Source organism: Lysinibacillus sphaericus (assembly GCF_002982115.1).
Lineage (GTDB): Bacteria > Bacillota > Bacilli > Bacillales_A > Planococcaceae > Lysinibacillus > Lysinibacillus sphaericus.
On record NZ_CP019980.1, the window covers coordinates 3802030 to 3820804 of the forward strand.

Genomic DNA, 18775 nt, shown 5'->3' on the forward strand with positions numbered 1-18775 from the left:
CATCTGCTATCCCTATCCTTTGTTTACTTTTAACAACCATTATTTGTGCTTAGTAACTGATAGACAGCTTGTTCCTGCCCAAACCTTTCTAATACTTGTATTTTTTCCATACCTATTTTTTCTAGCACCCGACAGGAGGCAATATTGGCAGTTTGTGTTTCTGCTACTAGCTTGGATAATTGTAAACTAGTAAATCCATAATGGATGACCGCAGTTAAAACTTCTTGTGCGTAACCTTTACCCCAATATTGTGGCAAAAATTGATAGCTAAGCTCATAGGTTGTTTGTTCATGGTATTCATCAATCGATACTAGACCAATGAAGTCATTCGTGTTCTTTAATGATATGGTAAAGTATGAATTAGGAAATGATGATTGCAACATGCTGTTAAAGGAAGAAAGAATATAGTTTTTATCTGGAATCCCTCCAAGAAATGCTCTGACATCCTGATTACAATATAAAGAATAAATATCATCTTGATGGTGTGGCTTTAAAAACTCAATTACACAATTTTCAGTTATTAGCATACTATTCCTCATTATTAGAATTTTCTTTATTATGACAAAGACATTGTGTAAAATCAAATATATTTTCCCAAATTTACCATAAAAAAAGACTGCATCCAATATAATCTTGAATGCAGTCCCATATTCACTTTAGCTTCCCATTTTCTCTTAACAAGCCCATGCGAATGCCATCATATTAAAAGCCCTCTTTAAAACACACTTTGCGATATTTCGCTTCCTATTGCATCATGAATGTCTTTCATACTTGAATCATGTGCTTGTTTCCTTACCCTGTTGTAAACCTAACCGCGCACTTACAAACTCACTTATTTTCTCTTTCGTCCAATCAATAATGTAATTTGTGCCATCGTAAAGGGCAACGATGATTTTTTGCGATACGCTACATATTTTGGTTCCCAAAAATCTGCATATTTTAATTTAAAGTTTTTTAAGCCTTTAAAATGATAGAAATACTGGCCATGTAAAAATATTTGTGCTGCAATTTTTTCGCTTAAAAAAGAGTATCTAGATTGACCGACATTCGATAACGGAGACATGCCCATATTAAATACATGGTATCCTTGTTCTTTCGCCCATTGAAACAGCGATAAGAAAATGAAATCCATTGTACCAGACGGTGCCCCAGGTTTAAAGCGCATCAGGTCGACTGAAATTCTTTCGCCATTATCATACATAGGCATGATGCTTGCAAAGCCAATGACGCCTTCAGCTCCTCTTAACACAGCAATTTTTGAGGTGTTCAAATAATTTTCATCGAAAAAGCCAAGAGAAAATCCCTTCTCGGCCCTTCCTTGTAGCCATTTTCTTGATACTTCCGCTAGTTCAGTCATAACCTCCTGTGAGTAAGGCGGACTTAATATTGTGACCGTATAGTTCTCGCGTTCAAATCTATTTTTTACCGCCCTGCTGCCCTTCATTTCTTTTCCAGCAAATGTGAACATCTCTAAATCAACAAACGCTTCCTCTCCCAGCTTAAAAAAGCTATAACCATGCTCATGTAACACAGGGAAAATCTTGTTGTTAATTTCATAAAAAACAGGTGTATAGCCATGCCTATCTGCTACTTCCAAAAACTCCTGAATAGCCGATAATAAATCACTTTCTGGACCTACCGGATCGCCTAGTACCACGATTTTATCTGCATAGATTTGATAGGCGAATAACACCGTATTTTCTTTATTCCAATAGACAAATTTGTCATGCAAAAAAATGAGATGTGAAAACTCCGTTCCCGTATACTCCATAAGATGACTTTTAATTTTATCTTCATGTTCTTTTGATAGTAGCTTGTACATTTTTTTAGGTCCACGTGTAAGATAACCTAAGTAAAAAATAGCGCAAGCGATGAGGATACCGATCATTGCACTGAAAAATAAATCCCGATAATCTGTAAGGATATAATATTGCAATGGTGTCGGAATATGAATTTTTGCGGTAGGTAAATTGATATAACCTATTAATAAGTACATTGCCGTAATGAAAATAACCGCCGCAAGGTCAAATAAGATAGTACCCCATGTTAAGACATAACTTTCCCGATAAAATTGTTTTTTGGATGCCATTAACAATACAGCGACTATCAGTAAAAAAATGGCTTCTTCATAATCAAAACCTTTACTAATTGAAAATAAAGCCGAACTGCTAAGCACGATAATGGCAAGTTGATAAGCCGTTTTCACTTTATATTTAATTCCTCTACACAACCCTAATAGAATAAAGCCTGCCGCAACAGTTAATTGATGGGAAATATTCATAATTGGTGATGATAAAAACTCCTGAGCGATTTTTAATCTGCTTAAAATACCTGGTACCGATGCTGATAACAATAAGACAATGCCCGAGATAAATACTAAACTGGTTAACAACATATGACTAATCTTTTGAAAAATAACATTTGGTACATCGTCCCACGACCGATTCCAACGCTCCCAATAATCTTTCATAAATAATAGTACGGACACTAAAAATGGTAGTACAAAGTAGCCCACACGATACAAAATTAATAAAAAGAGTACTTTTTCTTCGGCAATTCCAACACTTTGCGTCCCCCATAAAAAAACAAGGTCAAATGAGCCAACCCCTCCCGGAATCATGCTTACTATACCTGCACATGAGGCAATTAAAAATATCGGTATGAGCGTAGAGAGCTCCATCGGTATTTGGATGATGATTGTTAACATCCAAATGACAAAAAAGACCGCAAGCCATTCAGCAACAGAAGTAATCATTAACTGTAGGAATACTTTATACGTTAAGGCACTTCTTTTGTTATAGCGAATAAGATGCGTCACTAAAAATACAGGAACATAGAGGCTGACCACAATGACAGCAATTGATAACCAGCGAATTTCTTTTAACATTGGGAAATCCCAAAAGAACAGATACATCAACCAAGTTAACAATGAAATCCCTGTTAAATAAAAAAGAGTAACGGTGGCAATGCTCTTTAACAAGCCTTCACGATCCACTTTATATTTTGAATAAAAATAATTTCGTAGAAATACACCTACTAAACCGCCAAAGCCAATAAGGTTCGAAAATGTGTTGACGATAAACGAATTATTCACTAAAGTACGCTTGTTTATTTTCATTCCTAATAGTTTTACCAAAATAACATCGTAAAAAATCATCGGAGTAATCGCACAAAACGTAATGAAAAAAATCAACAACAGTTCCCATACTTGCAATTGACTAACTTCATTTCGCAGTAAATTTACATTTACCCCCCTTAGCGATTGTTGTATTTCGTAAATCGCTATCGCTAAAAGTATGATTGGAAATATAATTTTTAGAAACCGTAGTAATGGTTCTTTCCTAAATTTAAACATGTGCTAAACCTACTCCCCATCAGCTTTCTTAACATACTTCATAAAAAAAGTTGGATTGTATATTTAAAAAATGGAGTATTGTAAACCAACTACAATATTCCACTTCTTTCTTATTCTTTCATTGCCTTCTTCACAAAACGGTTAATATCCACATCAGCACCGATAAGAAGCATAATATCTCCAAGTAAAATTTTGTCGCTTGCTTGTGGAGAAACGATAATATCCGATCCTCGTTTTATGCCGACAATGTTAATGCCGTATTTTGCGCGGATATCTAAATCCATAATCGAATAACCGGCAATGGCATCATTTGCTTTTAATTCCATAATCGAATGCTCATCTGACAGCTCTAAATAATCGAGCACCGTATTAGATAACATATTATTCGCTATACGAATACCCATATCACGCTCAGGATGAACTACAAAATCAGCTCCAATTTTTCTTAGCACTTTTTCGTGGTAGTCATTTTGAGCTTTTACTGTAATTTGCTGAACACCAATTTCTTTTAAAATAATAGTCGTTAAAATACTTGCCTGAATATCTTCGCCAATAGCGACAATGACATGTTCAAAATTCCGAATACCTAATGAATTTAATACCGATTCATCTGTTGAATCGGCAATAACAGCTTGCGTTGCGATGGCAGCAAACTCATCTACCCGTTCAGATGAATGGTCAATCGCCATTACTTGCGCACCTTGACTCATTAGCTCACGAACAATACTCCCTCCGAAACGTCCAAGTCCAATGACGGCAAACTCTTTTTTCATCATTCAAAATCCCTCCGAAAACTACAATTACTTTATTTTAACTTATTCTCGCTTATATGTATTGTCAAAACAGGAGACCAATCGTCATTTTACCTTTTCTATCTAGTATTTTCGACATTCTATACTATTACTATTAAAAAAAGCGAGGATTTAAACATCCCCGCCTAGCAAATATTAAAATTATGCGTTACGCATTTCATCGAGAACTCGATTCACACGTTTTTCTAACATCTTCATACCGCTACCACCAGCTTGCATATGGCGAAGCTGTCCGTCTTTATCGAATACGAAGTAAGCGGGTACGTATTGGTTTTCAAAAGCATCCGTTAACTTCATTTCATTATCTACAAAAATAGGTTGTGTAATATCATGCTCTGCTGCAACAGCTTTGATCGTATCCAAATCAGTATCTGCTTCAGAACGTGGCATATGCACAGCAATAACGTTTAATTCATCTTTATATTGGTCACGGAAATTATTCACTTCCGGCATTGCCTCTTTACATAAATGACAGCTTACAGACCAAAAATGGATTAGTGTTGGTTTTTCGCCAACTAATTGTGCTTTCGTTACTTCACCATTTAACCATGTTGTTGCACCTGTAAGTTCAGGCATTTGTTCACGAAGTTTCATAAAAAATCCTCCCTTGAAAAAAATATCCCCACAAGCGTGTCGTGGGGACCCATTATTCATTTTATGCATGAATTGAGCCTTGGCGTAATTGCGTCTAGATTTTTTTCAAAAAGCTCGAAAAAAATCTAGACAGTGCCAGAGTACTCCGACTTGCTCAATAGCTGTACCGCTACTGATTTCATTGCATAATTCGCATTCATCCCGCTCTTTCTAAAAGTGAAGGACTTTGCTCAATTCAATTAAAGAGTTGCTTGACCTGGGCGCCAGTTTGCTGGGCAAAGACCACCAGTTTGTAAAGCTTGTAATACACGTAAAGTTTCATCAACGTCACGGCCAATATTATTATCGAATACTGTTTGATATTTTAATTCGCCTTCTGGATTAATGATGAATAAGCCGCGTAGTGCGATACCTTCTTCTTCAATTAAAACGCCATATTCTTTCGAAATCGCATGGTTCGTATCTGCTGCTAATGGGTATTTTAATTCTCCAAGGCCATTTTGCGTGCGATCTGTGTTAATCCAAGCTAAGTGCGTGTGGATTGTATCAGTTGAAACGCCGATTACTTCTGCATCTAAGTCTTCGAACTCATCATAACGATCGCTCATTGCAGTAATTTCTGTTGGACATACAAAAGTGAAGTCCATTGGGTAGAAGAACAGTACAGTCCATTTGTCTTGTGATTTAATTTCTTCTAAAGATACTTTACCAAAAGATTTGTCTGGAAGTACTGCTTCCATTGTGAAGTCTGGGGCTTGTTTACCTACCATGCGTTCTGCCATTATAAATCCCTCCGAATAATATGTAGTTTTATATTCCATTCGCACATGCGAACCGTCTTCTACGATAGCAAAGAAAGCACAGATTTTCAACGAAGTGCACTTCGCCACGCTAATCGTTTCAAGTGTACTGACAAATTTTTGTCAAATACCCAATAAATAATCATCACTACACTATAGTTATTAGCTTCTTTTCGTAAATTTATTCTAGAATAACACAAAAAACTGCTCGAAAATAGAGAAGCTTCTTTTCTTTCAAATACATCTGCATTTTTTCCTCCAAAACGATTGCAAATTTTTCATTATTATGTATAATAGTAATGTTTTTAGTAAACTAAAAGTTTCGTTAAAGTAAACTTCATTTTCTGAAAGTTTATGATTGCTAAACTTCTTCTAGGAGGGAAAGGATGCAAATTGGAGGAAAAATTAAAGCACTTCGTTTGAAAAAAGGTCTTACCCAAGAAGAGCTTGGAGAACGTACAGATTTAAGTAAAGGCTATATTTCACAACTAGAGCGTGATTTGAATTCGCCTTCTATTGAAACACTTTTTTCATTATTAGAAGTTTTAGGATCGACGCCCAAGGAATTCTTCGATGATGATGCACCTGAGCAAAAGGTTGTCTACACCGAGGAAGATCAATCGACTTATACAGACGAAGAAAAAAAATATGAAATTCAATGGCTTATTCCTACATCTAATGAGAAAGAAATGGAGCCCATCTTTTTGACACTTGCTGCTGACGGCGAATTCAAACAGTTTGAACCATCACTATCAGAAACATTTATTTATATTGTCAAAGGGCGTATTCGTCTCGTTTTAGGGAATGAACAATATATAGCTAGTGAAGGCAATGCGCTCTATTTTGACGCGGCAGATCATCATCAAATTTTTAATGCCCATGACGATGAAACAAAAATTTTACTCGTCGCAACGGATTCTTATTTATAGCTTAAGGAGGCGCTTCAATGACAACAAATTCTATTATCCGCTTTGAAAATGTATCAAAATCATATAGTGACGGCACAGTCGTCCTAAAAAATATTAACTTAGAGCTTGAAAAAGGGAAGTTCTATACGTTGCTTGGTCCGTCAGGTTGCGGTAAAACAACGATATTACGCATTATTGCTGGTTTCACAGAACCAACTACAGGCGATGTGTTTTTCCACGATAAAAAAATTAACACTGTTCCAGCCAATGAACGTCAAGTGAACACAGTATTTCAGGATTATGCGTTATTTCCACATCTAAATGTTTTTGAAAATGTAGCATTTGGATTACGCATTAAAAAACTTCCTGAAAATAACATTAAAGAACGTGTTGGAGAAGCGCTAAAATTTGTCAACTTAGCCGGCTATGGCAATCGAGAAATTTCTGAAATGTCGGGTGGTCAGCGTCAACGTGTTGCAATTGCACGAGCTATTGTTAATGATCCAGAAGTTATTTTACTCGACGAGCCTCTTTCTGCGCTTGATTTAAAACTTCGTACAGAAATGCAGTATGAACTACGTGAATTACAACAACGACTTGGTAAAACATTTGTATTTGTCACACACGACCAAGAAGAGGCACTTGCCATGAGTGATGAAATATTTGTCTTAAGCGAAGGGCAAATTCAACAATCAGGTACACCAGTAGATATTTATGATGAACCCATTAACCGTTTTGTTGCCGACTTTATCGGAGAATCAAATATTGTTAACGGCGTTATGATAGAAGATTTTAAAGTGGAGTTTGCTGGGAAAGTGTTTGAATGTGTTGACCAAGGAATGAAACCAAATGAAAAAATCGATATTGTTATTCGTCCAGAAGATTTGGAAATTACAACAGTCGACAAAGGAAAACTAATTGTTAAAGTTGATACACAATTATTCCGTGGAGTCCATTATGAGCTCTCCACTTACGATAAAGCTGGTAATGAGTGGCTTGTCCATTCATTGAAGAAAGCTGAAGTAGGGACAGAAATAGGTTTAGACTTTGATCCAGAAGCCATTCATGTAATGCGCCTAAATGAAACTGAGGAAGAGTTCGATAAACGTCTAGAATCCTATGGAGATGACGAAGATGCAAACTAAAACTTCGAAATCAGCGTTATTTCCATACGTTTTATGGATTGCACTATTTGTTATTGCGCCGATTGCCCTCGTTGTTTACTACTCCCTACTAGATTTACATGGCAATTTTACGCTCAATAACTACAAAGCATTTTTTACATCTGTCTATTTAAAAATGACACTTAGTTCGTTTTGGTATGCGTTTTTAATCACCTTCTTTACATTGCTGATTTCATACCCAACAGCTTATTTTTTAACGAAGACCAAACACAAACAGCTATGGCTATTGCTCATTATTATTCCTTCGTGGATTAATCTTTTGTTAAAAACATATGCGTTTATAGGGATATTCGGTTTATATGGTCCTATCAATGCAGCCATTGAAGTATTCGGCTTTGATCCGAAGCAAATGCTATTTACTGATATGAGCTTTGTCTTCGTATCCGTTTATATTTTTATTCCCTTTATGATTTTACCAATTTTCAACTCGTTGGATCGTCTTAACCCAACCCTTGTCTACGCAGCTCGTGACTTAGGTGCTTCAGCCTTTACAACATTCCGTCGCGTTGTACTGCCACTAACAATGGACGGTGTTAAATCAGGAATTCAAGTTGTTTTCATCCCTGCTTTATCACTTTTCATGATTACGCGCTTAATTGCAGGAAACCGCGTTATTACGCTCGGTACAGCAATTGAGCAACAATTCCTTGTAACGCAAAATTGGGGCATGGGTTCAACGATTGCCGTATTTTTAATTTTATTTATGGTAATCATCATGTTCATTACAGGTCAAAAGGATAAAGGAGGTCGCGTACGATGAGCAAACTGTCCACATCTGCAAAAGTGTATTTAGCGATTGTTTTTATCGTCCTGTATGCTCCTATTTTTTACTTAGTCTTTTACTCATTCAATAGTGGGGATTCCATGACAAACTTCCAATCCTTCACATTGGATCATTATAAAGCTGTATTCGAGGATTCTAGATTACTCGTTATTTTAATTAATACGGTGATTGTGGCTTTGCTTTCTGCACTAATTTCCACAATTATTGGCACACTAGGCGCAATCGGGATCGTTACAGTAAAAGATTCGAAAATGCGCAATACCCTGCTTTCCTTAAATAATGTATTAATCGTGAGTCCAGATGTTATTATCGGTGCAAGCTTTTTAATTTTATTTACAATGGTAGGCATTAAACTGGGCTTCGCTTCAGTATTATTAGCCCATGTCGCGTTTAGTGTTCCTATTGTTGTACTGATGGTTTTACCAAAATTATTAGAGATGAATAAGTCGTTAATTGATGCGGCTTTAGATCTTGGCGCAACGAAAAAAGATGTTATGATGCGCGTTATTTTACCGTATATCCAACCAGGGATTTTTGCTGGTTTCTTTCTCGCTTTAACGTATTCACTAGATGACTTTGCTGTAACATTTTTCGTGACAGGAAATGGCTTTAGTACTTTATCTGTTGAAATTTACTCGATGGCACGTGCTGGTATTTCTCTGACAGTGAACGCCATTTCTGGTTTAGTATTCTTCGTTACAATTATAGTAGTAGTCGGCTATTATTTCTTCACAAGTCGTACGAGTAAAAGAACGGAGGGACAACAATGAAGTCTTTAATTCAAGCTACCATCGCCATACTTGTCGTCTCCGCCCTGTTAGTGTACGCGGCTGATGCAATGAGCGCTACCGGTGGTAAAAGTGGAAAAGATACATTAACTATTTTTAACTGGGGCGAATATATAGACCCCGATTTACTAAAGCAATTTGAAAAAGAAACAGGCATCCATGTCATTTACGAAACATTTGATTCCAATGAGGCCATGATGACGAAAATTAAGCAAGGTGGGACGGCATACGATATTGCTGTGCCCTCTGAGTACATGATTGAAAAAATGAAGGAAGAACATTTATTACTTCCTTTAGATAAAACAAAAATCCCGAACTTTAAAAATATCGACCCTTATTTTTTAGATTTGCCATTTGATGATAACAATAAATACTCTGTTCCTTATTTTTGGGGCACAGTTGGCATTGTCTATAATCCAGATTTAGTCGGTGACCTAGATTTCTCTTCATGGCAAGACTTATGGGATCCTTCTTTAAAACGTAAAGTCTTTTTAGTAGACGGTGCACGTGAAGTCATCGGTATGGGTTTGAACAGTCTTGGACACTCCCTGAACTCGTTAGATGACCAAGAGTTACGTCAGGCCACAGACAAACTGATTACACTCGCACCAAACGTCAAAGCGATTATTGGTGATGAGATTACACCGCTTATGATTAATAACGAAGCAGCCATCGCACTCACTTGGTCTGGTCAAGCCGCAGATATGCTATCAGAAAATGAAGATTTAGACTTTGCTGTGCCAGAAGAAGGTTCGAACTTGTGGTTTGATAATATGGTAATCCCGAAAACTTCGAAAAATATTGATGGCGCACATGCTTTCATTAACTTTATGTTAAATGCGGAATCTGGAGCTCAAAATGCAGATTATGTAGGCTACTCTACTCCAAATACTGCAGCAATGAGCTTAATGGATAAAGAAGTTATTGCTGATGAGCGCTTCTACCCTTCAGAAGAACAACGCAAAACGTTAGAAGTCTATAAAAACCTAGGACCCGATTATTTAGGGAAATACAATGAATTATTTTTAGAATTTAAAATGAGTATTCGATAAATACGAAAGAAACGAAGCCAAAAAAGTGTTAGATTGACAGCCATCAATCTAACACTTTTTTGATGGGACTGTTGATGTCCGCTACGGCAATTGGTGGCGATTCATGATTTTTAGTGGCAATTTTCTTTATTCTGTCGCCTTGTACTTGTATCATAACCATGACAGCTACCTACGACTATAATCTGATAGCCAAGCATTATTTCTTTATGATAGACTTTAGTAATGTTTTAATAGTAAATAAAGGGGGGTATTCGATGACCCAGCAGAAGTCTAATAAGGCCGCGTTGTATATTTTAATGTTTAATATGTTTATCGCAATGGGGAGTATTGGGATTATTATTCCTGTTATGCCAGAGTATTTAAAAATATTTGGAGCAGCAGGACAAGTTCTTGGCATGCTAATTGCAACGTTCGCCTTAGCACAATTCGTTTTTTCTCCAATTGCTGGGAATCTCTCAGATCGATATGGTCGAAAAAATTTGATTATCTTTGGTCTGATTGTCACTGGCCTTGGGCAAATTTCATTTGGTTTATCTACAGATGTATGGATGCTTTTTGTTGCCCGTTTCTTAGGTGGTTTAGGTTCAGCCTTTGTTGCACCGCCTATTATGGCGTTTGTGGCAGATGTCACAACGTATGAAGAACGAGGAAAAGGAATGGGCATGTTAGGAGCTGCCATGTCTCTTGGTTTTATGATTGGACCTGGTATTGGCGGGTTTCTATCGAAAGTTAGCTTGCATTTCCCATTCTTTACGGCTGGTGGAGCAGCTATTATTGCTTCTATTCTATCGGTATTTTTACTACCTTCCACAAAGCCCACTGCAGCTCAGAAAGCTCAAAAACAAGAAAATCTTGCAAAGCAGATGGTACGTTCAGTCAAAATGCCATACTTTGTCATGCTTATTATTATGCTAGTATTCTCGTTTGGCATCGCTAATTTTCAAACGACATTATCATTATTTGTAACGGACAAGTTTAATTACACGCCTGCCGATATTGCTATCTTGCTGACTGTAGGTGGTGCATTTGGTGTTATTGTTCAAATGTTTGTCATTACACCACTCTTTAAACGTTTTGGTGAAATGAAAGTTGTGTTAGTCAATTTATTTATTGCGGCTGTAGCAATTTATGCAATATTATTTGTATCTGGTTTTGCACTAATATTAATTGTTGCAACGGTTTTCTCAACAGCCACTACACTAATTCGCCCTGCCGTTAACACATTAATTTCTAAACTGGCTGAAAATGAGCAAGGCTTTGCCGCTGGTCTTAATAATGCGTATATGAGTCTCGGCAATATGATTGGGCCAGCACTAGCAGGCGTTCTTTTTGATTGGAATATAAATAGTCCTTATATTTTCGGGGCAATTATTTTAATGGCCTGCTTCTTCTTAGCACTTATTTGGACTTTAAAAAAGGCGCCACATCTTATGCAACCTGACTCGAAATAATGTGAAATAGCGTTGACTAATATAGATGTTATGTTACATTTATTAGTAGAAATTTAATATCATGTTTACCACTAGGGGAGTCTTTACAAGGCTGAGACGTATATGGTCATATACGGACCCTTTGAACCTAATCTAGTTCACACTAGCGGAGGGAAGTGGCGACTCTTGCTTATTGTGTCATTATCAAATACAAGACCGCTTCCTTTTGTTTAGGGGGAGCGGTCTTTTTGTCATCCATTAGGTCGTTTTACCAACAATTCCACATGTTCTATAAAATAAAGGAGGAACTATCATGGCTATTCAAAAACTAACTATCATGGCTTTATTGGTTGCTATTGCTGTAGCAGGCTCTATATTTGTCTCGATTCCAACTGGGATTGCTCGTGCCTATCCTGTACAACATGCTATTAATGTTATCGGTGCCATTTTACTAGGGCCTGTGCCTACCATTATCGTTGCTTTGCTAACAGCCATTATTCGCATACTAACAGGCACAGGCTCTCTTTTAGCGATCCCCGGAAGTGTCATCGGTGCAGCATGTGCTGCTTTTGCTTATAAATATAGCGGCAAGAAATGGCTAGCAGGAGTTGGTGAAGTATTCGGCACAGGTATCCTTGCTTCACTAATCGCTGTACCTTATGCGCAATTATTTATGGGAACATCCGTAGCTGCATTATTTTTTATGCCCGCCTTTTTGACATCTAGTTTGATTGGGGCATGTCTCGGCATTATCATCGCGAGCAGTCTTCGGAAAACCGCACCGTCTATTCTTATTACTAAGTAGCTATGTTCAAAAAAAGATGGCACATGCTTTTTTCGCAATGTGCCATCTTTTTATTATGAGCGTTTTTTCATGCCTTTTAATAACTGCGCAACATTGGTGTTTTCCACCTGCACGGCTGTTTCGTCTACAGGCTTTTCATTGTGCCTGCGACTTGTTATAAAGCGCCAACCAAAGCGTCGAATCGTAATATCCAAGAAGAATAGCAACATCCCTGCTAAGAGTAGCCATGTCGCAATATTTTGGCGCTCTGCTCCTTTGTTTGTGAAATCACGGAACACTTCTTGTGGTTCTTTCAACACTGAGCCGCCAGTTTGCTTTGTTAGTTGCTCTACTACGGTTTCATTCACAGGACGTAATTCATATTCAGCACTGTAAGGTACACTAAGACCTGCTTGGTAAATAGCCTGCTCTTCATCAGCGATGCGGAAGAAAATCAAACCAGGCTTCGCTTGGACAACCGCGCGTACTTGCGAGGCAGATAGCGTTTCAAGCTGTATATCAAGCTCCTCACCAGCTTCATCGACAGCAACAATATCTAAAAATGCTGCTTCATTTGTCGGATCGGTGATAATAAATGAACCATCTGTATCAAGACGTACATCATAGGCGACATCATTATAACTTGGTAGCATTTGCGATATAATGGTTTGCCAAAATGTTCCCCATTCCTGCCATCTTGCCCAGTCACCAGCCCATTTCCCCGTTGAATCGGATGTGAAAGCAAAAGTTTTACCAAGTCCATATTGCCATTGTGCTAATACCGGATCTTCTTTCTCACTTTCTGCTATAACAGCAGCTCCCTGCTTCGCTGTTGTGCCAATGTAGGCATTCATTTGTGGCACACCATTCGCAAATAATGCATTCCAGCCAGATGCATTGTAGATTGTTGGATAGAAAGGATTGTCTTCAATATAAGTACGTGAAATCATCGCTGTCTCACGTGATAAAATCGAAGGAATTGTCTGTTCATCGATGACATCATAGAAGCGACCACTGCCCATTTCACTTAGCCCTTGCAGAAGATTGCCATCAGCATCTTGTCCAATCGCCACAGTTGACAGTGTCACTCCTTGTTCTTTCCCCGTTTCAATTAAATCCTCATAATTGCCAGCTTGTGATTGTCCATCTGTAAGTAAAATAATATGTTTCCTTTGCAATTTTAAATCAGCTAAACTATCATAGGCTGCTGCCAATGAACGATAAATTTCTGTACCACCACCAGGCGTAACCGATAAAATCGTATCGACGGCTTCTTCTTTATTGCCTAATGGTCCAGTTTCGATGATTTCCCAAGGGCGATCATCAAAGGCGATAAATCCTAGCGTATCTTCATCTCGTAACATTTCAACAGATCGAGCCGCCGCTTCTTTCGCAAGCTCTAGTTTTGAGCCATACATACTTCCTGAACGGTCAAGTACAATGACGAGCCCTAAAGATGGCAATTGTTCTTTGCCTTTTATCTCCATCTCAACAGGTAGTAATGTTTCAATCGGTGTTTTAAAATAACCACCCAAGCCGAAGCTATTTTCACCGCCGACCATTGTAAAGCCAACACCAAAGTTTTTCACTGCCTGTTCAATAACGCTCATCTTTGCCTCTCCAACTAAGTGTCCAGGAACATTATCAAAAATAATCGCGTTATATTGCAAATAACTAGACAGTTCATTTGGTAAGCTTGCTGCATCCACAACATCATAGGAAATTGAATTTGATCCTAGAGCTGCAGCAATTGGTGATGCCGTATCGTAGCCATTGACAATCAGTAAATGTGGCTCGCTTTGTACCATCGTCACACTTGTTAATTTATTATTTTCAAAAATGGCATCCTGTCCAACTTGCACGAGCGCCTCATATTTCACAAGCCCCTCTGCAGTTGCCGTATGTTTATAAGTAAAAACATTGGAACCTTGAGCAAGCTCCACCGACTCACGATGAATCAGTTTGTCATTTTCGTACAGCAATAATTCACCTTGCCCTGCCGCTGTGGCATTGACTTCCGTCACAAGCTGTTGCTGTTCACCTACGTAAGCTATTTGTGGTGTCACAAAGCTTTTCAGTGACACATCATTCGTCACATTTTGATGAAACGGCACGACATCTACACTAATATTGGAGCCTTTTAGCTTCGTGGCAAATTCTAACGCATTGCCTTGTGTTTCATTGGCATCTGTTAGTAATACAAGTCTAGTCGCCTTTTTCGGATCAACAATACCTGTTGCAAGCTGAAGACTTTGTTCTATATTTGTTTGGTCTGTTCCTTTAACCTCAGTAAATTTCGGAACATCTTTTAAGGATTTTGATAAAATCGCTTCCGTTTGGAGAGTTGATGAAAATGAGTAAATCCCTGCAAGTTGATCTTCCTTTTTCGATTTCAAACTTTCCTCTATAAAACTAACGATTTCTGCCTCTGTACGATTCATCGAAGCAGAGCGGTCAACTAAATATAAGACTTGCTCGTCCTTTACTGGCAATAACAGATAAGGTGCTGCCAATGCAAAAACTAAACAGACGATGGCTATTACTCGAATGCCCAATACAACTAGATGACTTTTTTTCAAGAGCATGCGCTCGCGCCAATAAGTCCATCCAAAATACATAAACAATGGCAGTAATAACAATAACGCTAATGGCATATCAATTCGTAAATCCACGACGTCGTTGCACCTCCCACTCTGCGACAAGCAAACTTAAAATAATGAGTATTAGCCAAGGTACAAACGAAGCTTTCGACACTTCTTCCTTGCCATTTTGCTGAAGCTCTCCAAGCGTATAGCTTGTTCCTTCTTCTATTACACGTTCCTGTGCTTGTAGTTGCACGATAAAACGCTTTTCCTCACTGTTTGAGCGAGCTGTATACATACCTGGCTTCATTGGAGCAGTTAGTAAGCCATTCGTAATAGTCGATAAAAATTCATCATCCTGAGAATAAACACTCCAATCACCCTGTGATAACGCGACTGAACGTTGCTCATTTGGTGCAAAAATCCCAAGGGAACCTACCGATTCAGATAATTGCTGTTCCACACTCCATAAAAATAAAGGAAACGATGGATAGAGTGGCCAATCTGTATCTGCAATATCAGCAAGGACGATAATATCCCCTTCAGGTGTTCGTTGGATAAATGGTTTTTCTCCAACTGTGGCGATTGTTTTATAATCATCGAATGGAGGATATAAAGCACTGACATAAATATCATTTAACTCACTAAATGCAAATAAAGCATCGCTCGTTGTTTTTACTTCACCATTAACATCTACTTTTTCAATATCATCCCGCCCAAATAATACAATGGGTCTCTCCATCTTTTGAAGTAATGATGTTTGATTCGTTACAATGCTAGCTCCTTGATTATCCGCAAGCTGCAAGGGCGGTACAATTTTTACGTTGTCATTAATAGCTTGAAACCCTTTTTGAATAAGCTGATGCATGTTTTGATCGACTACAATATTCGCTGTAGCCGTTTGTAACACGACTGATTGGATATTATCAATCGCATAATCATCTTTTACATTAATTTTAGCTGTCACCGTATCCATTAATGGTAAATCTTTAAATGATTTAGATACTGCTTCGTTTGCTGCCAAAGAAATAGGTTCGTCTACTAGTACATCACCTTTACTATTTTGTAGTGTAAGTGTTAGCTTTTGCTCTTTATCGGTATCATTTTGGAGCTGCACTAACGCCATCGTAGATTTACCATCTGTCGTCGCAGCAAAGCGCGTAATAGCAACATTCGTTAAATCTTTTGCAGAACCGTGTACAAGCCATTTCACAGATTCCTTTTCCATCGGTAATTGCTTTTTATCAAGTGCATCTGTGAAAACATAAATTGACGTTGGACTATCACCAACAAAAGCTTGTGCCACATCAAGCGCTTTATTCATTTGGGCAGTTTCATATGTTACATGTAAATCTTGTATGGTTTTTTCAATCGTTTTTACATTTGTTTCTTGCTGTAACACTGCTTGTGGAGCATTGCCAGTCGTAATTAATGTAACAGGTCGTCCGTCCAGCTGTTCTACCAATGATTGCATTTCTTTTTTATGAGCATCAAATGTAGATTGCTCTTTCCCTGCTAACATTGTAGCTGATGTATCCACGATAAAAATCGTCTGTGCACCCACAATCGTACTTTTTTTCATATAAGGATTGATGAGTGTTAACACTAGTAAAAGTAATGCCAGCAATTGCAAATACAGTAATGCATTTTTTTGTAAATGCTTTAAATATGGAGAAACTCTTGTTTCTTGCATAATTTCAGACCAAAAAAGTGTTGAGGACACTGGTTGATCGGTATATTTTTTTCGGAAGAAATAATAGAGCAGGACAATGACCGGGAAGATGGCCGTCCAGCTAAAAATAATTTGACTAAAGCCCATAACGGCTCACCTCACCTAATCCAATGTGCTTTTAGTAATTGTTGAAAGATTGCATGTTGCAAACCGTCTTCTACCTTAAGCTGCAGTTTACGCACACCAAAGCGACGGCAAATAGCTTCAAACTCTTCTTCATGGAGGCGACGCCTTGTGTCATACGTATCTAGTACTTTTGATGACATCGTGACATTGACATCACGCCCTGTTTCACTATCCACTAAACGAACATCTCCCGCATATTGCGGATGAAGTTCTTCTTCTGTGACAACTTGTATAATGCGGACATCTCCTGCAAAACGAGGCAATCTTTTCAATAACTGTTCCCATTCCTCGATCGATTCAAGCCCATCTGTTACGATAAATAATACTGTGCTATCTTTTGGTATAGCCTTTAATGCCCCTTGAGAAAAGCTTGCTGTATAGTTGGCTTCTTCTATATCTGTAACAACTTGCAAAAATGCGCGACGGTACATAGCCCCTTTACGACGAAATGGAGGTTTCACGTCATCTTGCACATAAGAAAATGATAAGCGATCATCACGACCAAGTACCATTAAACCAAGTGATGCAACAATTTGCCGAGCAAATGTCCATTTGACTTGCTCACCCATTGATTTTGTTGCATCCAATAAAATATGCACCCGCATTTCTTGTTCATCTAAAAAACGTTTAATAAAATATTTATCGGTTCTCGCAAAGACGTTCCAATCTACTTGTCGCACATCATCACCTAAATGATATTCGCGAAAATCAGAGAAATCGAGGGATGCCCCGAAGCGCTGCGAACGATGCGAGCCTTTATGCTGGCCACGCAATTTGGAGGCAGTCGCCACTTGGAAACGACTTATTTTCGCTAACCAATCCTCGGGCAAAATATTTTTTGTCATCGACTTACGCCTTGTTGGACTTTCTCTAAAATAACGTCTATCACATCATCTGCTGTCTTACCTGAAGCCTCCCCTTCATAATTCAGCAGCATTCGGTGACGTAAGACGGGCTTCGCCACTGACTTAATATCCCCAACAGATACATGAAAACGTCCACTCATCAGTGCTCTAGCTTTTGCCAATTTAATTAAGCTTTGTAAGCCACGTGGACCGCTACCATACATGACATAGCGCTTTACTTCATCTATAGCATCTTCTTTTTCAGGATGTGTTGCCACTACAAGGTCTGCTGCAAACTCAAGCATCTCATCGGCAATTAGTACTTCCTTCACCATTTGTTGTGCCAAAATTAGTTCATCAGTATCCAACACTTTTTGCAAGCTAACTTCGTGCGCACCTGTAGTACGTTTCATAATTTCCATTAGTTCATTTTTCTCTGGATATGGGACGAGAATTTTGCACAGGAAACGGTCCATTTGCGCTTCTGGTAAAGGATATGTACCCTCCATTTCAATTGGGTTTTGTGTTGCCAAGACGAAAAATGGTTTTGCCATTTTCTTCGTATCTCCTAAAATCGTTACCGTTTTTTCCCCCATCGCTTCAAGCAACGCACTTTGAGTTTTAGGTGTAGCACGGTTAATTTCATCGGCTAAAACCATTTGACTAAAAATTGGTCCTGGCTGGAATGTAAACTGCTGTCTCCCATCTGCTGTTCGCTCAATCATACTTGTTCCTGTAATATCAGCAGGCATTAAATCTGGGGTAAATTGAATACGTGAGAACGATAAATCTAGCACTTCAGAGATAGTCCGAATAAGCATCGTTTTCCCTAAACCAGGAAGCCCCTCTAACAGTGCATGGCCATCTGCAAGGACTGCATATAATGTGTAATCAATTGCTTCCTCTTGTCCAACAATAAAGCGATGAATTTCATCTTTTACTTGTTGTAATTTCGTACCCGTTTCGACATACTGTTGTTCTGTAAATGCCATTTTTTTC

Annotated in this window: 16 protein-coding genes and 1 riboswitch; of the genes, 7 read left to right on the plus strand and 9 right to left on the minus strand. The window is 38.2% G+C overall.

Going from position 1 to position 18775, the window contains the following annotated elements:
* Nucleotides 1–29: 29 nt before the first annotated feature.
* The 5 genes from LS41612_RS18780 to LS41612_RS18800 form a co-directional block, all read right to left on the minus strand.
* Entirely contained in the window at nt 30–527 is a 498-nt protein-coding gene (locus LS41612_RS18780) for a GNAT family N-acetyltransferase (protein ID WP_024362218.1), read from the minus strand.
* A 305-nt stretch (nt 528–832) separates the two neighbouring features.
* A complete protein-coding gene (mprF, locus tag LS41612_RS18785; RefSeq protein WP_024362219.1) occupies nt 833–3355 on the minus strand; it encodes a bifunctional lysylphosphatidylglycerol flippase/synthetase MprF in 2523 nt (840 codons plus the stop codon).
* A gap of 110 nt (nt 3356–3465) precedes the next feature.
* Complete coding sequence (locus LS41612_RS18790; RefSeq protein WP_024362220.1) at nt 3466–4128, minus strand: potassium channel family protein; 663 nt, start codon at nt 4126–4128, stop codon at nt 3466–3468.
* 180 nt (nt 4129–4308) lie between these two features.
* The gene (locus tag LS41612_RS18795) at nt 4309–4761 is read right to left on the minus strand and encodes a TlpA family protein disulfide reductase (protein WP_024362221.1); all 453 of its coding nucleotides are present in this window, start codon (nt 4759–4761) and stop codon (nt 4309–4311) included.
* 239 nt (nt 4762–5000) lie between these two features.
* Nucleotides 5001–5543, minus strand: coding sequence for a peroxiredoxin (locus LS41612_RS18800; RefSeq protein WP_024362222.1), 543 nt, complete (start codon nt 5541–5543; stop codon nt 5001–5003).
* A 404-nt stretch (nt 5544–5947) separates the two neighbouring features.
* Between LS41612_RS18800 and LS41612_RS18805 the strand changes: the two genes are divergently transcribed.
* The 7 genes from LS41612_RS18805 to thiW all read left to right on the plus strand — a co-directional run bounded on the left by LS41612_RS18805 (nt 5948) and on the right by thiW (nt 12512).
* A complete protein-coding gene (locus LS41612_RS18805) occupies nt 5948–6490 on the plus strand; it encodes a type II toxin-antitoxin system RelB family anti-toxin (protein ID WP_024362223.1) in 543 nt (180 codons plus the stop codon).
* 17 nt (nt 6491–6507) lie between these two features.
* Nucleotides 6508–7614 carry an ABC transporter ATP-binding protein gene (locus LS41612_RS18810; protein ID WP_024362224.1) on the plus strand — a complete coding sequence of 369 codons (1107 nt, stop codon included), beginning with the start codon at nt 6508–6510 and terminating at the stop codon, nt 7612–7614.
* On the plus strand, nt 7604–8413 hold the full coding sequence (locus LS41612_RS18815; protein ID WP_024362225.1) for an ABC transporter permease: 810 nt from the start codon (nt 7604–7606) through the stop codon (nt 8411–8413). Before LS41612_RS18810 ends, LS41612_RS18815 begins: the two co-directional genes overlap by 11 nt.
* Complete coding sequence (locus LS41612_RS18820) at nt 8410–9207, plus strand: ABC transporter permease (protein WP_024362226.1); 798 nt, start codon at nt 8410–8412, stop codon at nt 9205–9207. The genes LS41612_RS18815 and LS41612_RS18820 overlap by 4 nt, the downstream gene beginning before the upstream one ends.
* On the plus strand, nt 9204–10277 hold the full coding sequence (locus LS41612_RS18825) for an ABC transporter substrate-binding protein (RefSeq protein WP_024362227.1): 1074 nt from the start codon (nt 9204–9206) through the stop codon (nt 10275–10277). Before LS41612_RS18820 ends, LS41612_RS18825 begins: the two co-directional genes overlap by 4 nt.
* 254 nt (nt 10278–10531) lie before the next feature.
* Nucleotides 10532–11728, plus strand: a complete 1197-nt coding sequence (locus LS41612_RS18830) for an MFS transporter (protein ID WP_024362228.1) — start codon at nt 10532–10534, stop codon at nt 11726–11728.
* Nucleotides 11729–11791: 63 nt separating this feature from the next.
* Nucleotides 11792–11899: riboswitch (TPP riboswitch) on the plus strand.
* A gap of 121 nt (nt 11900–12020) precedes the next feature.
* A complete protein-coding gene (gene thiW, locus LS41612_RS18835) occupies nt 12021–12512 on the plus strand; it encodes an energy coupling factor transporter S component ThiW (RefSeq protein WP_024362229.1) in 492 nt (163 codons plus the stop codon).
* A gap of 53 nt (nt 12513–12565) precedes the next feature.
* Here the strand turns inward: thiW and LS41612_RS18840 are convergent, their stop codons facing one another.
* The 4 genes from LS41612_RS18840 to LS41612_RS18855 are packed head-to-tail and all read right to left on the minus strand — an operon-like array spanning nt 12566 to nt 18768.
* Nucleotides 12566–15163, minus strand: coding sequence for a VWA domain-containing protein (locus LS41612_RS18840; protein WP_024362230.1), 2598 nt, complete (start codon nt 15161–15163; stop codon nt 12566–12568).
* Nucleotides 15147–16892: a vWA domain-containing protein gene (locus LS41612_RS18845; protein ID WP_024362231.1), complete on the minus strand. Its 1746-nt coding sequence runs from the start codon at nt 16890–16892 to the stop codon at nt 15147–15149. Before LS41612_RS18845 ends, LS41612_RS18840 begins: the two co-directional genes overlap by 17 nt.
* An 11-nt stretch (nt 16893–16903) precedes the next feature.
* On the minus strand, nt 16904–17776 hold the full coding sequence (locus LS41612_RS18850) for a DUF58 domain-containing protein (protein ID WP_024362232.1): 873 nt from the start codon (nt 17774–17776) through the stop codon (nt 16904–16906).
* Nucleotides 17773–18768, minus strand: coding sequence for an AAA family ATPase (locus LS41612_RS18855; protein ID WP_024362233.1), 996 nt, complete (start codon nt 18766–18768; stop codon nt 17773–17775). Before LS41612_RS18855 ends, LS41612_RS18850 begins: the two co-directional genes overlap by 4 nt.
* Nucleotides 18769–18775: the final 7 nt, after the last annotated feature.

What these genes read in the sequence shown, in the direction of transcription:
- LS41612_RS18780 (WP_024362218.1), bottom strand. Translation starts at nt 527, where the DNA reads ATGCTAATAACTGAAAATTGTGTAATTGAGTTTTTAAAGCCACACCAT.
- mprF (WP_024362219.1), bottom strand. Translation starts at nt 3,355, where the DNA reads ATGTTTAAATTTAGGAAAGAACCATTACTACGGTTTCTAAAAATTATA.
- LS41612_RS18790 (WP_024362220.1), bottom strand. Translation starts at nt 4,128, where the DNA reads ATGAAAAAAGAGTTTGCCGTCATTGGACTTGGACGTTTCGGAGGGAGT.
- LS41612_RS18795 (WP_024362221.1), bottom strand. Translation starts at nt 4,761, where the DNA reads ATGAAACTTCGTGAACAAATGCCTGAACTTACAGGTGCAACAACATGG.
- LS41612_RS18800 (WP_024362222.1), bottom strand. Translation starts at nt 5,543, where the DNA reads ATGGCAGAACGCATGGTAGGTAAACAAGCCCCAGACTTCACAATGGAA.
- LS41612_RS18805 (WP_024362223.1), top strand. Translation starts at nt 5,948, where the DNA reads ATGCAAATTGGAGGAAAAATTAAAGCACTTCGTTTGAAAAAAGGTCTT.
- LS41612_RS18810 (WP_024362224.1), top strand. Translation starts at nt 6,508, where the DNA reads ATGACAACAAATTCTATTATCCGCTTTGAAAATGTATCAAAATCATAT.
- LS41612_RS18815 (WP_024362225.1), top strand. Translation starts at nt 7,604, where the DNA reads ATGCAAACTAAAACTTCGAAATCAGCGTTATTTCCATACGTTTTATGG.
- LS41612_RS18820 (WP_024362226.1), top strand. Translation starts at nt 8,410, where the DNA reads ATGAGCAAACTGTCCACATCTGCAAAAGTGTATTTAGCGATTGTTTTT.
- LS41612_RS18825 (WP_024362227.1), top strand. Translation starts at nt 9,204, where the DNA reads ATGAAGTCTTTAATTCAAGCTACCATCGCCATACTTGTCGTCTCCGCC.
- LS41612_RS18830 (WP_024362228.1), top strand. Translation starts at nt 10,532, where the DNA reads ATGACCCAGCAGAAGTCTAATAAGGCCGCGTTGTATATTTTAATGTTT.
- thiW (WP_024362229.1), top strand. Translation starts at nt 12,021, where the DNA reads ATGGCTATTCAAAAACTAACTATCATGGCTTTATTGGTTGCTATTGCT.
- LS41612_RS18845 (WP_024362231.1), bottom strand. Translation starts at nt 16,892, where the DNA reads ATGGGCTTTAGTCAAATTATTTTTAGCTGGACGGCCATCTTCCCGGTC.
- LS41612_RS18850 (WP_024362232.1), bottom strand. Translation starts at nt 17,776, where the DNA reads ATGACAAAAAATATTTTGCCCGAGGATTGGTTAGCGAAAATAAGTCGT.
- LS41612_RS18855 (WP_024362233.1), bottom strand. Translation starts at nt 18,768, where the DNA reads ATGGCATTTACAGAACAACAGTATGTCGAAACGGGTACGAAATTACAA.